The 14,665-nt window shown below is 65.7% G+C and carries 15 protein-coding genes; 12 read left to right on the top strand and 3 right to left on the bottom strand.

The window, feature by feature from the left end; translation table 11 throughout:
* The first annotated feature begins 110 nt into the window (after positions 1–110).
* Genes ACTDXD_RS01040 through ACTDXD_RS01025 form a run of 4 tightly spaced genes read left to right on the top strand, consistent with a single transcriptional unit; the run spans position 111 to position 3,599 of the window.
* Entirely contained in the window at positions 111–959 is an 849-nt protein-coding gene (locus ACTDXD_RS01040; RefSeq protein ID WP_440125371.1) for a biotin--[acetyl-CoA-carboxylase] ligase, read from the top strand.
* A 23-nt stretch (positions 960–982) separates the two neighbouring features.
* Positions 983–1,546 (top strand): PH domain-containing protein, encoded by a 564-nt coding sequence (locus ACTDXD_RS01035; RefSeq protein WP_440125370.1) that lies wholly within the window; start codon positions 983–985, stop codon positions 1,544–1,546.
* Between the two features lie 48 nt (positions 1,547–1,594).
* Positions 1,595–2,278, top strand: coding sequence for a response regulator (locus tag ACTDXD_RS01030; RefSeq protein ID WP_169685797.1), 684 nt, complete (start codon positions 1,595–1,597; stop codon positions 2,276–2,278).
* 13 nt (positions 2,279–2,291) lie between these two features.
* On the top strand, positions 2,292–3,599 hold the full coding sequence (locus ACTDXD_RS01025) for a sensor histidine kinase (protein WP_440125369.1): 1,308 nt from the start codon (positions 2,292–2,294) through the stop codon (positions 3,597–3,599).
* Between the two features lie 8 nt (positions 3,600–3,607).
* Here ACTDXD_RS01025 and ACTDXD_RS01020 read toward each other — a convergent pair whose 3' ends face one another.
* Positions 3,608–4,093: a GtrA family protein gene (locus ACTDXD_RS01020; protein ID WP_440127488.1), complete on the bottom strand. Its 486-nt coding sequence runs from the start codon at positions 4,091–4,093 to the stop codon at positions 3,608–3,610.
* Between the two features lie 250 nt (positions 4,094–4,343).
* On the opposite strand from ACTDXD_RS01020, the gene ACTDXD_RS01015 reads away from it, so the two are divergent.
* From ACTDXD_RS01015 to ACTDXD_RS00990, 6 genes are all read left to right on the top strand, one after another.
* Positions 4,344–5,615 (top strand): 5-(carboxyamino)imidazole ribonucleotide synthase, encoded by a 1,272-nt coding sequence (locus ACTDXD_RS01015; RefSeq protein WP_440125368.1) that lies wholly within the window; start codon positions 4,344–4,346, stop codon positions 5,613–5,615.
* 23 nt (positions 5,616–5,638) lie between these two features.
* Entirely contained in the window at positions 5,639–6,142 is a 504-nt protein-coding gene (gene purE / locus ACTDXD_RS01010; protein WP_440127487.1) for a 5-(carboxyamino)imidazole ribonucleotide mutase, read from the top strand.
* An 11-nt stretch (positions 6,143–6,153) separates the two neighbouring features.
* Positions 6,154–7,332, top strand: a complete 1,179-nt coding sequence (locus ACTDXD_RS01005) for a sensor histidine kinase (protein WP_440125367.1) — start codon at positions 6,154–6,156, stop codon at positions 7,330–7,332.
* Between the two features lie 10 nt (positions 7,333–7,342).
* Complete coding sequence (locus tag ACTDXD_RS01000) at positions 7,343–8,047, top strand: response regulator (RefSeq protein WP_440125366.1); 705 nt, start codon at positions 7,343–7,345, stop codon at positions 8,045–8,047.
* 113 nt (positions 8,048–8,160) lie between these two features.
* Positions 8,161–8,946 carry an ABC transporter ATP-binding protein gene (locus tag ACTDXD_RS00995; protein WP_440125365.1) on the top strand — a complete coding sequence of 262 codons (786 nt, stop codon included), beginning with the start codon at positions 8,161–8,163 and terminating at the stop codon, positions 8,944–8,946.
* Positions 8,943–11,387, top strand: coding sequence for an FtsX-like permease family protein (locus ACTDXD_RS00990; RefSeq protein WP_440125364.1), 2,445 nt, complete (start codon positions 8,943–8,945; stop codon positions 11,385–11,387). Before ACTDXD_RS00995 ends, ACTDXD_RS00990 begins: the two co-directional genes overlap by 4 nt.
* 2 nt (positions 11,388–11,389) lie before the next feature.
* Here ACTDXD_RS00990 and ACTDXD_RS00985 read toward each other — a convergent pair whose 3' ends face one another.
* Positions 11,390–11,869: a MarR family winged helix-turn-helix transcriptional regulator gene (locus ACTDXD_RS00985; protein ID WP_440125363.1), complete on the bottom strand. Its 480-nt coding sequence runs from the start codon at positions 11,867–11,869 to the stop codon at positions 11,390–11,392.
* Positions 11,870–12,015: 146 nt separating this feature from the next.
* On the opposite strand from ACTDXD_RS00985, the gene ACTDXD_RS00980 reads away from it, so the two are divergent.
* Both ACTDXD_RS00980 and ACTDXD_RS00975 read left to right on the top strand, forming a co-directional pair.
* Positions 12,016–13,458, top strand: a complete 1,443-nt coding sequence (locus ACTDXD_RS00980) for an MFS transporter (protein ID WP_440125362.1) — start codon at positions 12,016–12,018, stop codon at positions 13,456–13,458.
* A gap of 65 nt (positions 13,459–13,523) precedes the next feature.
* Positions 13,524–13,913 carry a hypothetical protein gene (locus ACTDXD_RS00975; protein WP_440125361.1) on the top strand — a complete coding sequence of 130 codons (390 nt, stop codon included), beginning with the start codon at positions 13,524–13,526 and terminating at the stop codon, positions 13,911–13,913.
* Positions 13,914–13,941: 28 nt separating this feature from the next.
* Here the strand turns inward: ACTDXD_RS00975 and ACTDXD_RS00970 are convergent, their stop codons facing one another.
* Positions 13,942–14,661 (bottom strand): hypothetical protein, encoded by a 720-nt coding sequence (locus tag ACTDXD_RS00970; protein WP_440125360.1) that lies wholly within the window; start codon positions 14,659–14,661, stop codon positions 13,942–13,944.
* Between the last annotated feature and the right edge of the window lie 4 nt (positions 14,662–14,665).

Raw genomic sequence — 14,665 nt, 5'->3', positions numbered from 1 at the left:
CAGCTTAGCGATCGTCAATCTGCGCCGCCGCACGGAGGTCCGTGTGCGTTGAATTATTGAACTGGAGCTACCCGCCAGTAGTTGTTTTCGGCCACTTTAGGCTGGGGCGCATGCCCCGCAACCCCGAATTGCCCGATGATTCCGACCTGCGTGTTCCGCTCGACGTATCGCAGCTGCGACACGTGCTGGTGGACGGCGCAGAAGGTGACGACGGGTTCTACGAACGCGTCGACGTCGTCGACGAAACAGGGTCGACGAACGCCGATCTGCTCGCCGAGGCCGCATCCGGCGACCGTCGCGTTCTGCTCGCCGAGTTCCAGAGCGGAGGACGCGGACGGCACTCGCGCGCCTGGAACGGAATTCCCCGGGCACAGGTGATCGTGTCGGTGCTGCTGAAACTGCCCGGTGTCGCCCTTGCCGATCTCGGTTGGCTTCCGCTGCTCACCGGTATCGCGATCGTCGACGCCGTCCGTGAAGTCACCGGTGTTCCGGCAGAGCTCAAGTGGCCCAATGACGTCCTCGTCGGCGACCGTAAGCTTGCAGGCATTCTCGTCGAAGTGGCGTCGACAGCCCCTGTTCCCACAGTCATCGTCGGTGTGGGGCTCAACGTCACGCTCACCGAGGACGAACTGCCCGTACCCACTGCGACGTCACTGCTGCTCGCCGGCGCACACGAACTCGATCGCACGAGGCTCGCAGAGGCTCTGCTGGCTTCGTTCGCCGAACGCATCCGGCAGTGGGAACGGCACGGCTGGGATCCCACGGTCGCCGCGGACGCGTACCGGGATCGATGCAGCACCCTCGGCAGGCGGGTACGCGCAATCCTGCCCGGGGACGCAGAACTGCACGGCAGGGCCGTGAACATCGACGAGGAGGGTCGCATCGTCATCCAACCGGACGGAGAAGGTGAGCCTGTCGCGGTGGCCGCGGGCGACATCACGCACCTGCGGCCGGTGTAGACCGGTGTGCCATCGTGGTGTCCATGGGATACCCGGAGGACGCGCTCGCACCGGATGAGAATCTGCTGCTCCACCGGCATCCGCACGCGAAGATGCTGATCGTTCCGGTCGTCGTATTCCTGCCGGCCACGGCCGTCACAGGATTCTTGGTCGGGCTTGCACAGACCCGCCTCGACGGCGGCGCATCCGCAGCCGTGGTGGTAGCGGTGCTGGTGTTGTGGGCGATCCTCGTGGGGTGGCGATGTGTCGCCCCCTTGATTCGGTGGCTGACCACCCATTTCATCGTCACGGATCGGCGGGTGCTCGTGCGTCAGGGCGTGATCACTCATACCGGCATCGACATCCCGATGGGGCGCATCAGCAACGTGCAGTTCCGGCACGGCCTCGTCGACCGGATCCTGCGCACAGGCACGCTCGTGGTGGTCTCGGCCGCTGACGACCCCCTCGAATTCGACAACATTCCCGACGTCCAGAAGGTGCACACCCTGCTGTACCGGACGGCGTTCGAGGCACAGGACGATTCCCCCACCGGCCGTCCCGCGGCGCAACCTTCCGGCGAAGGTGGGGGACATCGCAAGGCATGGTGACTGGCGTGGTGATCCGGTTTCGCGTCGGCCTGTCCGTAGGCTGAGCGAGTGACTGCCGTTCTGCTAGCGGAAGACGATGAAGCAATCGCTGCGCCTCTGTCCCGAGCGCTGGGGCGTGAGGGCTACGACGTGACCGTCGAGGCCACCGGCCCCCGAGCGCTCGAACAAGCGCTTTCCGGGAACTACGAGTTGCTGATCCTCGACCTCGGGTTGCCGGGCATGGACGGCCTCGAAGTGTGCCGTCAGATCAGAGCGAATCGTTCCGACCTGGCGGTGCTGATGCTCACAGCGCGCACCGACGAGGTCGATTTCGTGGTGGGGCTCGACGCAGGCGCCGACGACTATGTCGGTAAGCCGTTCCGGCTCGCCGAACTGATGGCGCGAGTACGCGCGCTGCTGCGCCGCCGCGGCGGCGGTGACGCGGACGAAGTTGTCGAGGTCTCCGGGATCCGCCTCGAACGCGCAGCGCGGCGTGTTCTCGTCGACGGCTCCGAGGTGACCCTTGCGAACAAGGAGTACGAACTCCTGCGTGTCCTGCTCGAGCATGCCGGGCAGGTCGTCTCGCGCGACGCAATTCTCGACGAGGTGTGGGGCGACGCAGATCTCCGAGGTTCGAAGACCCTCGACATGCACATGTCGTGGCTGCGTCGGAAGATCGGCGACGAGGGGCCGGCCGGGGAACGACGCATCGCGACCGTCCGCGGGGTCGGTTTCCGGCTGAACACCGACTAGAAGGGGCCCGACGGTGCGCAGGCGCATCCTCAATGCCGTTCTGGCTGCGGTGCTGCTCGTCGCTCTTCTGCTGGGGATCCCACTCGCTTTCACCGCTTATCTGTTCGTGGAGGACACCACACGCAGAGACCTCCGAGATCGGCTCGAGCGGATGTCGGACGAGATCATTGCGCAGGAAGGCACGGACGGCCTCGTGGTGGGAGGACTCGATACCGGTTCGTTGCGGCTTCTCGTACCCGACGGCGGACGCGTGGTCGTGGTCTATCCCACTCCTGAGAACGAGGCAGCGCGCCTCGACATCGGTGACGCCACCCCGGAGAATCCCCTCGTCGAGTCCTTGTCGATGGGTACCTCCGGGTCGCTGCGGATCGAGGCCCCCTCCGAGAGCATGCGCACGCTGCAACGGCAGGTGCTCGCCGCGGTCGGCTTCCTAGTCCTGTTGTCCGTTGCAGTAGGGGCGCTGGTGGCGGTGGCTACCGCCAGACGGCTGGCCTTCCCGCTGCGTGATGTGGCCGCGCGCGCAGCCAGGCTCGCCGAGGGAGACTTCAAACCGGTGCCGCAGCGTCATTCCATCGCAGAGCTCGACCGGGTCTCGGATGTGCTCGACTCCGCTGCGGTGGAGATCTCGGGGCGCCTGCAACGCGAGCATGCGCTGGTCGGCGACGTCTCCCATCAACTCCGCTCCCGCATGACCGCGATCCGCCTTCGACTCGACGAGCTGTCCACGCACGAGGATCCGACAGTGGTCGAGGAGGCCGAGGCGGCGATGGCTCAGGTCGACCGCCTCACCACAGCCATCGCCGGGCTCGTGCGTCAGTCTCGGAACAGCGGAGCCGAATTACGGACCGAAGTCTCCGTGGTAGGTGAGCTTGCGGGCGTGATCGCCGACTGGCGCGGTCCGTACCACGATGCAGATCGCGATCTGGTCCTTCGGGGTGACCCGTCCTTGCGCTCGTCCGTGACTGCATCGCGTCTGCGTGAAGCGGTCGCTGTCCTCGTCGACAACGCTCTTGCTCACGGCGGCGGCACGTGCACGGTATCCGTGCGGCATGTCGCGATGCGGGGGGATTCGACTGTGTGCGTCGAAGTCAGCGACGAAGGCGACGGCGTCAGCGACGACCTCGTGCCGCACATCTTCGATCGAGGTTTCTCAGGGCGAGGATCGACCGGGGTCGGACTCGCGCTCGCTCGTGCACTCGCGGAAGCAGACGGTGGGCGACTCGAATTGCAGCGACGACGACCAGCCCTGTTCGCGTTGTTCCTCGGCGCGGCGCGCGACTGGACGTCGGTGCACATGGACGGAGTCCGGGAACCGAGGTGAGAGGGCGGTCAGGTCCGGTCGAGGTCGGGCTTGTCCAATTCGTCCACCGTGTGCACATCCGGGACGGTTTCGTCGGGGAACACGAATCGCTTGAAACAGTAGAAGCGGAAGAACATCTGCAGCAGGTTTCCGATGAGGTACGCGCTGACGAAGTCGGCAATGTTCTCGACGGCGAGGCTGACCTCGGGTACACGCAGGTTGAAGACGTAACTCGAGATCCACAGCGGAATGAAGCTGAGAACCACCCCGATTCCGCTGACGAAGAAGAACAGGAACGCTTCGTGCGCGCGTTCTCGTCCCCCGCGGTTTCGGAACGACCATTCGCGGTTGAGGATGTACGAGCAGATCACTGCGACCACACCGGCGATGATCTTCGCGGTGACGGGCTTCTCCGAGAGCACCGTCAGCTTCAAGGTGTAGAAGATCCCGGAGTCGATCAAAAAGGTCGTACCTCCGACGATCGCGAACTTGATGAGTTCGCGGTGACGCAACATCAGCTCCCGTAATGGTGCGGGAAAGCGGCTCAGAGCATCATCGACGACGGACACTCGGCCGAGTCTACGAAACGTGGAGCGATTTCCACGAACTACATCGAAAATTTTCAGACTTACCACAGGAAAGTGACGATTCGGAATATTCGTCCCGAAATGTTCGCCGGGCCGCGAAAGTGGCGGGTCCCGCGACTCGGGGGCGGCTTGCTGCCCTGTCACGACGGCGCTCCGGCCTGTGACACCATTGTCAGCTGTGACCGGTAGACCTGACTCGCTCCCCAGATCCGACTCTCCCCGCGCGCTGACTGCGGGGATGCCCGTCGTGACGATGATCGGCGGTGGCCAGCTCGCGCGGATGACGCATCAGGCCGCGATCGCGCTCGGCCAGACGCTGCGTGTACTCGCGGGCAGTGAGGACGAACCGGCCGCTCAGGTGAGCCCCGACCTCGTAATCGGCAGCCACGACGATCTCGACGCGCTGCGGCGCGCCGCCACCGGTGCCCACGCGCTGACCTTCGACCATGAAGGCGTTCCGACCGAACACCTCGAAGTTCTGCAGAGCGAGGGCGTCGCCGTACTGCCTCCGCCGCAAGCGCTGATCTTCGCGCAGGACAAGATCGCGATGCGCAAGCGGCTCGGCGCGTTCGGTGCGCCCATGCCGAAGTTCGCGGAGATCACCTCGACCGGCGACCTTGCCTCGGCTCGGGAACACCTCGGATGGCCGTTCGTGCTCAAGGCCGCCCGCGGCGGGTACGACGGCCGCGGGGTGTGGATCATCGACGACGAGGCCGAACTGGAGCGGATCGTCTCGGAACAACTCGATCGCGGCGTGCCGCTGCTCGCGGAGGAGAAGGTGGCATGGCGTCGGGAGCTGTCGGCGATGGTCGCCCGCTCGCCGTTCGGGCAGGGTGCAAGCTGGCCGGTCGTGGAGACTGTGCAACGAGAAGGCCAGTGCTCCGTCGTGATCGCACCGGCACCGGGTCTGCCCGCGCACGTTGCGGCTGACGCAGAGCAGCTTGCGTTGCGGATCGCAGGTGAGCTCGGCGTGGTCGGTGTGATGGCCGTCGAACTGTTCGAGACCCAGGCCGGTGAGTTGATCGTCAACGAACTCGCGATGCGCCCGCACAACTCGGGGCACTGGGGAATGGACGGTGCGCGAACGGGCCAGTTCGAGCAGCACCTGCGCGCGGTGCTCGACTACCCTCTCGGCGACACGACCCCCCTCGCCCCCGTCGTGGTGATGGCCAACGTCCTCGGCGCGCCGGAAGCTCCGGCGATGAGCATGGACGAGCGACTCCATCATCTGTTCGCCCGGATGCCCGACGTGCGTGTACACCTCTACGGCAAGGGTGAACGCAAGGACCGCAAGATCGGGCACGTCAACCTGCTCGGCGACCCGTCCGGCTCACTCGACGACGCCGAGTACGTCGCAGCGGTTCGGGAACGAGCCGAACGTGCCGCGCATTGGCTCTCGCACGCACAGTGGACCGACGGCTGGAACGAACACACGGGAGAATCAGAGTGACAGACACGGCACAGGAAACCGCGATGACGCAAGGCGCACAGGTCGGCCTGATCATGGGCAGCGATTCGGATTGGCCCACGATGGAAGCCGCTGCTGAGGCGCTCGCCGAGTTCGGTGTCCGATTCGAGGTCGGTGTCGTCTCCGCCCACCGGACCCCCCAGCGCATGCTCGATTATGCGAAGGACGCCGCCGGTCGCGGGATCAAGGTCATCATCGCCGGCGCCGGCGGTGCAGCCCACCTGCCGGGGATGGTGGCGTCCGCGACCCCGCTGCCCGTGATCGGGGTTCCGGTTCCGTTGAAGTACCTCGACGGAATGGACTCGCTGCTATCGATCGTGCAGATGCCTGCTGGGGTTCCCGTGGCCACCGTGTCGATCGGCGGCGCACGTAACGCCGGACTGCTCGCGGCCCGCATTCTCGGGACTGCCGACCCGGCGCTGCGTGAACGCATGGAGCAGTTCCAGGCCGGACTCGAGAGCATGGTGCTCGACAAGGACGAGGCGTTGCGGCGCAAGCTGCTCGGCTGACGGTGTGATCCGTGCAGACCGCCTCGATGATCGAACGTTGGCAATGGTGGAGTCGTGGCCGCGTGCTCGCCGTCGACTCGGTCATCGCCGGCCTGGTCACGGCGTTCGGATTGCTCGTCGTGGCGACCTCGGATCTGGAGTGGAGTGATGCGGCGCTCGTCCTCGCGCTGAGTGTGCCTCTGGCCTGGCGCCGTACCCGTCCCGTGCTCGGGGGCGCGATCGTGGCCGCTGCGGCGTTCGGTCACCTCGCGGTGTCCTCGGACATGTCGCCGGTGGCGCCGGTCGCGGTGCCCATGGCGGTGTATGCGCTCGCTGCGTATGCCCCGCGCTTGTGGGCCAGCATCGCCCTGGTGGCAGCGGTGACCGGGGGAGCGCTGGCCGGGATCCGGTTCTTCGGGCAGTACGAAGGGCGCACCCTCGTCGATACGGTTGCCTCGGCGACGATGGTGGCACTGTTCGTGGGCGGGGTTTGGGCATTCGGTCGTCTCCGGGGTCTGCGGGTGCGGGAGATGGAAGCCCTCACCGAACGCAACCGATTGCTCGAGGTCGAACGACTCAAGGAAGCCGAACTCGCCGCTACTCAGGAACGCACCCGCATCGCGCGGGAGATGCACGACATCGTCGCGCATTCGCTCACCGCGATCATCGCGCAGGCCGACGGTGGCCGGTACGCAGCGTCCGCCGACCCGGATGCGGCAGCGACCGCACTCACGACGATCTCCGAAACGGGTCGACGGGCGCTGACCGACATGCGATCGCTGCTGTCGGTACTGCGAGAGGAGGCGCCGCGTGAATTCACCACGACACCGGGTATCTGCGACATCCCCACGCTCGTCGAACAGATACGCACGAGCGGCCTGGAAGTGACGCTCGCTGTGACAGGGGAGATCCGTGATGTCTCGGACGGCCTGGGCCTGTCCGTCTACCGGATCGTGCAGGAATCCCTCACGAACGTCCTCAAACATGCCGGGCCTCGCGCTCACACCGAGGTGACCCTCGACTGGCGCACCGACACGCTCGTCGTCGAGATCGTCGACGACGGGCGCGGCGCCGCCGCACTCGTGGAAGCTCGGCCGGGGGGACAGGGTCTGACCGGTATCGAAGAGCGTGCTCGGCTGCACGGCGGTCGCTCGATCACCGGGCCACGGGAAGGCGGTGGCTATCGGGTCCGTGCTGAGGTCCCGGCATAGGCTGGCCGTCGTGATCGAATTCGCCGACCCCATTCGCGTCGCACTCGTCGACGATCAGCAGCTCGTGCGCGCGGGCTTCCGTATGGTGCTCGAGTCGCAACCCGACATCGACGTTGTCGCCGAGGCCTCCGACGGCGAGGCTGCGGTCGTCGAACTCGGTCGGGTGCGCGCCGACGTGGTCCTCATGGACGTCCAGATGCCGCGGCTCGACGGTATCTCCGCAACCCGCGCCCTGCTGGGCGCTCCGGATGCCCCGAAAGTTGTGGTGCTCACCACGTGCGACAACGACGACTACGTCGTTCAGGCCATCGCTGCCGGCGCGAGCGGTTTCCTCCTCAAGGACGCCCTTCCGGAGGACCTGCTCGATGCAGTGCGGACGGTGCACCGGGGCGATGCTGTCATGGCACCGCGCGCGACACGTCGTCTGCTGCAGCACGTCACCCCGCTGTTGGGAGACGGGCAATCGAGTTCTGCTGCAGCAGTGTCAGTTTCGGATGATCTCACGCCTCGTGAACTCGAAGTTCTCGTCGCGATGGCTCACGGGCTGACCAACACCGAGATCGCTGACCGGTTCGTGCTGTCGGCGGGAACCGTGAAGACCCACGTGGGTAGGGTTCTGGCGAAGACCGGTTCACGCGATCGGGTCCAGGCAGTGCTGTTCGCATTCCGGGCCGGTCTGGTGCGGCCCGACGAGCTGCTCGGAGCGAATGAGTAGGACCGTGGTCGGATCTGCGTCGTAGGTCGGTACCACCGCGGTCCGAGGGCGGCGTGGGCAAGATGGAGCTGCGCTCCGATGTTCTCGCGACACATCGTTCCTACCGTCGATGTATGACTTCGAGAAGCACATTCGTTCCGGCTTGTTCCGCTCACGACGTGGTCCGTGTCTATGGACGCGGTGATGCCGAGGTGCGGGCCCTCGACGGGTTTTCCGTAGCATTCGAGCGCGGCCGCTTCACCGCGATCATGGGGCCGTCCGGCTCCGGTAAATCGACCCTCATGCATGCCCTCGCCGGTCTCGACGGTGTCGATTCCGGACGTGTGGTTCTTCACGGTGACGGTCGCCGAGAGGATGTCGAGATCAGTGCTGCCTCGGATGCCGTGCTGACCGGATTGCGCCGCGACCGTATAGGTTTCGTATTTCAGGCGTTCAACCTGCTGCCGGTGCTCACCGCCCGCGACAACGTGCTGCTGCCGATGCGCCTCGCCGGTACGCGACCGTCGCAGGAGTGGTTCGACGAGGTGACCGGCCGCCTCGGTCTGAGCGCTCGTCTCGACCATCTGCCACACGAGATGTCCGGCGGTCAGCAGCAACGTGTCGCTGTCGCGCGGGCGCTGTTGCCGCAACCCGACGTCATCTTCGCCGACGAACCGACGGGCAATCTCGATTCGCAGTCCGGCGCGGAGGTGCTGTCGATGCTGCGGTCGAGTGCGCGGGAAACCGGCCAGACGGTGGTCATGGTGACACACGACCCGGTTGCTGCGTCCTACTCGGACCGTGTCGTTCTGCTTGCGGACGGTCGCGTGGCCGGAGAGATCACGGAACCCACCGCTGATTCCGTCATCGACACGATGCGCGCACTGAGCGCCGCCGGAACTGCGGTGACGGCGCGATGAGACACCTTGTTCTGGCTCAGGCACGCGCTCATCGAGGACGGTACGTCGCGACGGCGCTCGCGGTGATCGTCGCGGTGGCATTTGTCGTGCTGACTCTCGTTCTCAGTGACACCGTGAATGCGTCGATCACGAAATCGGCTGCAGCACAGTACGAAGGTGTTACCGCGGTGGTGGTGCCGGAGGAGTCGGGGACAGACCCCGATCGGACGGTGTCCGCGGTCGGCGCAGTGCCGGGCGTGCGCGCGGTCGCCCTCGATGTGACTGCTGACGTCCGGCTCGCGTACGCGGACGGAGCATCCGCGTACGGTACTGCGGCCACGATCGCATCCGACGAGTCGATGCGCTGGCAACGGCTCGCGGATGGCCGATGGCCCGCCGGCGACGGAGAGATAGCGGTGGGTTCGTCGTCGGGACGGGCGGTCGGTGACACCGTCACGGTGGCCGATCTGTCGGGTGGGACGGCGCCCGCGTCCGTGACTGTGGTCGGTGTCGTGGACGTGGCCGGTTCGCCTCTCGCGATGGATTCGGGCCAGATCTTCGGTAACGCTGCGCAGGTACGGGCCTGGTCCGGAGAGTCTGCGGACTGGGAGATACGTGTCGTGGGCGACGGTGATGCGGTGCGCGACGCGGTTGCGCTCGCCGCGCCGGGGACCGAGGTGGTCTCGGGTGAGGATCGTGGCACGGCGGTGGCCGACGCGTACGTCGGGGACATTGCTTTGCTGCGCAACGTACTGCTGTGCTTCGCCGCGATCGCTGTGGTCGTGGCGGGACTTGTCATCGCGAATACTTTCGCAGTGTTGCTTGCCGCGCGTACGCGGGAGCTCGCGCTCATGCGGTGTGTCGGTGTCACCGTGTCCCAGGTGCGGCGCAGCGTACGGGGCGAGGCGCTGATCGTCGGCTGCGTCTCGGCGGCTCTCGGGGTGCTCGCCGGGTGCGGTCTCGCAATGGGTGTGGTTGCGGCCGCACGCGCAGCGGATGCTCCGATCCCGCTCACGTCCATCTCTGTGACGATCGCGACGGTCGTCGCCGGACTCGTGCTCGGAACTGTGCTCACGGTGGTCGCGGCGAACGGCGCGGCGCGGGCGGCCACGCGGGTACCGGCACTCGCGGCGATGCATCCGCTCGAGGCTCAGGCCGAGCCGGTGGCCGAGTCGCGGTTGCGCCGCGCGTGCGCACTGCTCGGGGTGGCGGGAGGCTCTACGATGCTCGCGATCGGTGCTGGGGTGAGCAACGTACTGATCGCATGTCCCGGAGGTCTTCTGCTGTTCGTGGGTATCGTCCTGGCTTCTCGCCGGATCGTGCCCGCCACTGTGGGAGCTGTCGGTGAGCTCTTCGCCCGGATCGGCGGGCCGATCGCAGCACTCGCGGCCGGAAATGCGCGACGTAATCCGCGGCGAACGGCATCGACAGCGACGGCCCTGTTCATCGGGGTGACACTCACGGCGACGATCGTGGTGGGCATCGGCACGCTGAAGGCCGGAGCGCCCGAGGTCGTCGACCAGAACTTCCCGGTGGATATCGCTGTCGCCGCGACTTCGGAGCCCGTGCCCGTCGGAGCTTCGGATGGGTTCACCGCGATCGACGGGGTTCACGCGGGCACCGAGGTCGCGTCTGCGACGGTCACTGTGGCAGGTGCGGAGTTCTCCGTGCTCGGCGTCCATCCGGCATCCGCCGCATCGACCATCCGCGCCGATGTGCGGTTGCCCGAGGCCGGGACGATCGTGCTCGAACGATCGCTGGCGGAGGCCGCGGGTGTGCGCGACGGCGAGATCGTCACTGTCGGAGGTGGTACCGGAATGCAGGATCTGACCGTCGCCATTGCAGACGCCGGGGCGCCGGACATGATCTCGATGGTCGACCTGAGAAGGGTCGATGATTCGGCGGCGGCCGACACCATGTGGCTGAAACTGGACGACGGACTGTCCGAGGAGGACTTGGTCGCGGTCACCGACGAGGTGGCGCGGGTGGCTGCGGCAGCGTTTCCGGGTAGTGAGGTGGTCGGAGCTGTGAAGATGAGGCAGACACTCGAGAACGTCCTCGACACGATGCTGCTGATCGTCGGGGGCCTCCTGTCGGTCGCCGTGGTGATCGCACTCATCGGGGTGGGCAACACCATGGCGCTGTCGGTCCTCGAACGGCGACGTGAAACGGCCATGCTTCGCGCGGTGGGACTGTCCCGGTCAGGAGTGCGCAGCCTTCTCGTGCGTGAAGCGGTGATCATCGCGGGAGTTGCGTCCGTCCTGGGAGTCGCACTCGGCGTGCTGCTCGGGACATGCGGTACCGCGTCGGTCATCGGTGCTGGCCATGTCGGCCTCGACGCGGTGCCCTGGTTGCAGCTGGCAGGCATCGTTGTCGCGGGCGGCGCCGCAGGTATCGTCGCTTCGCTCGTGCCGGCGCGGCGGGCGAGCCGGGTGTCGCCGATCGTTGCACTGGCAGGGTGAGGTCACGGGGTCTCAGGCTGCCCGATATTCGTGTGCCGCGTCCATGGTGAGCCCGACATTCGCTCGATGTCGGAGTTGAACCGTTCGAGGTACCGCGCAAATTGGGCCACGTCTTCGGTATCCCAGTCGGCCAGAACGCGCTCGAGCGACTCGATCGCTCGGGCGCGTTCGTGGTCGAGGCGCCGGGCACCGTCTTCGGTGATCTGGAACTTGCGTGCGATGCCTCCCTCGGGGTCGGGGATGCGCTCGGCCAAACCGGCCTTGAGTAATGCAGAGGTCTGGCGATTGACCGTAGAGGAATCGAGTCCGAAGGCGTCGCTCAGTTGACCGATGCTCATCGGTCCTTGGGCCGAAAGCCGACTGAGCATGGTGTAGGCACTGCGGTCGAGGCGTCCGGCATCTCGCCTGCGGGGGCCGAAGAAGTTGAGATGCCGCCCGATGAGCATCATTTCGAACTCGATCAGGTGCGTCGGCTTGTCCATCTGTGTGTCTCATCACTCCTAGGTCGTGTTTTCCCAGTATGGGCGAACTCGGTGTTGACCCGTCGATATGCATCATGCATACCATGTGCTCGATACATATTACCCACTGGTTTGGGTTTTTCTTTACTCGAAGACGGAGTTCGTCAATGCAAGGTTCTGTTGCGGCGCCGCAAGTGCGTCCCTCACTGTTGGTGGGGGTGCTCGCGTTCACCGGAATCGTCGGTGCCCTCACACAGACGCTGGTGGTTCCCCTGATCGGGCAGCTGCCCGTGATGTTGAACACGACCGCGTCCAACGCATCCTGGGTCATCACGGTCACCCTTCTGACGGGCGCAGTGGCGACCCCGGTCATCGGGCGGCTCGGCGACATGTACGGCAAACGTCGCATGCTGCTGCTCTGCACCATTCCACTCGTCCTCGGTGCGATCGTGTGTGCGATGTCGTCGTCGCTGGTGCCGATGCTCATCGGGCGCGGCATGCAGGGGCTCGGTGTCGGCTTGATTCCGCTGGGAATCAGTTTGCTGCGGGATGTGCTTCCCCCCGAGCGTCTCCACTCGTCGATCGCTCTCATGAGCGCGTCGATGGGCATCGGTGGTGCCCTCGGTCTCCCCATCGCTGCGGCCGTCGCAGAGAACACGAACTGGCGTGTGCTGTTCTGGGCGACCGCCGCTCTGAGTGCTCTCGTCCTGGTCCTGCTCTGGAAGGTGGTGCCCGCCGTTCCCGGAAAGCCGAACGTCGGACGTTTCGACGTGGTGGGCGCGATCGGTCTGGGCATCGCGCTGACGGCATTGCTGCTCGCCGTGTCGAAGGGTGCCGACTGGGGTTGGAGCAGCTCGACGACTCTCGGCCTGTTCGCCGTCGCTGTCGTCGTCCTGCTGGTCTGGGGATGGTGGGAACTCCGGCTCTCCGAACCTCTCGTCGACCTGAGGATTGCGGCTCGCCCGCTCGTGCTGCTGACCAATGCGGCATCGGTCGTCGTCGGGTTCGGTATGTACGCGCAATCGTTGATCATCCCGCAGTTGCTCCAGTTGCCCACTGAAACCGGATACGGTCTCGGGCAATCGATGCTGGCGATGGGCCTGTGGATGGCTCCGGGCGGCATCATGATGATGGCGGTGTCGCCGATCGCCGGCCGGCTGTCGTCGGTGCGTGGTCCGAAGGTCTCCCTCTTCGTAGGCTGTGTGATCATCGCCATCGCGTATGGTTCGTCGCAATTACTCATGGGTTCCACGTGGGGCCTGATGATCGTCGCCGCGATCTGCAGCACCGGTGTCGGATTCGCCTACGGCGCGATGCCCGCCCTGATCATGGGGGCTGTGCCGCAGTCCGAGACCGCGTCGGCCAACAGCGTCAACTCCCTGATGCGCGCAATGGGCACGTCGATCTCGGCCGCGGTGGTCGGTGTCGTGTTGGCCCAGATGAGTGTTCAGGTCGGCGACTACTCGCTTCCGACCGAAGCAGGCTTCCGTACCGGATTGCTCATCGGGTGTGGAGTCGCACTGGTCGCGGCCGCAATCACGCTGACCATCCCGGTCGCGAAGCGGAAGAAGCTCGACCACGTGGACGAGCCGGTCCCGGCCCGGGTCTGACACTCGGTCACAGGTGGGCGATCCCTCTTCGGGGATCGCCCACCGTACGTCGCTACGCTCGACGTGTGCCGAGAGAAGATCGTCGTTCGTACCGGACGGCACGGGCGTCGCGGGGTGTGCCGTCTGCGCGCATCGCGACCGCGCTCGCCCTGCGTTGGGCACGACTCCGAGGTGGTGTGATCACATTCGACGACGAGTTCGGTCTCTATGTGAGCACCGGCATGCGCGGAGGGTTCGCGCGGGGTGGCACCACCGTCGGTGGAGTGTTCCTCACCCGCAAGCCGCCGTCGCGTCGGCTGCTTCGACACGAGGCCGTCCACGCCGATCAGTGGGCACGACACGGCCTCGGTTTCGCGGTGCGCTATCTGTGGGAGGAATTACACAATCCCGGTTCGCGCAACAGGTTCGAGATCGAAGCGGGGCTCGGTGACGGGGGCTACTGCCCGAGCGTATGAATTATCCACGTACAGAACATTTCATAAGTCACAGTATCGGGTGCAAGCGGCGGAAGTGGTACACCTCCGGCCGGGAATCCCACGCCGTCCGGTTCTGAGGGATATGTGACCATCCGAAGACGTACCCGTATTCGCGGGCGATCATCGTGGCGAGGCCGAGGTGAGGTTCGATCTCCTTCTTCCTCACCCGCACCACGTCGGCCCCTGTGAAACGCGCGGACGCGAACATGCGGATGCTATCGATCGTCTCGGGATCCCAATGCGTGCCGAGGTTCTCAGCATTCTCTGGTGGCAGATATACGGAGGCGTTCGTCCCGGCAGATCCGAAGGCACGTCCCTGCGTCCGACGCCGTGATATGTGCGGTATGCGGGGTGGTGGGGGTTCGGGAAGGCGTTGGAAATCCACTCGTGTGCTCCCGAATCTGTTTCCGCATTCATTGACGTAGTGATACCCGAACTCGTTTGCAATGCGATTGATTCGGGCTACGGTGAGGGTGAAATCGCGCGGATCGAGAGTGACGAGCGGCCGGCCGTCGAGGATCGCCCGAATCTGTGCTTCCTGTATATCGGTTGAGGGGGCGTGGCGCCGTCCACGATGAACCTTCCACCGATAGTTGGCCCACCTGATCGGCACAACGGCCAGCCCGGCAATTGCCAAGGTGACGAGGAGCGGTGCATGCCACCACTCGGGTACCTCCCCGGTTCCACTCGCCGCCGCAAGTTCGGTGAAGATCGTGAGCTGGTTCATCGCT

Origin of the sequence: Rhodococcus sp. SJ-3, from assembly GCF_051918125.1 — a bacterium.
Taxonomy (GTDB): Bacteria; Actinomycetota; Actinomycetes; order Mycobacteriales; family Mycobacteriaceae; genus Rhodococcus.
The sequence above is the reverse complement of the archived record's forward strand: the minus strand, read 5'-3'. Positions and strand labels throughout refer to the sequence as shown.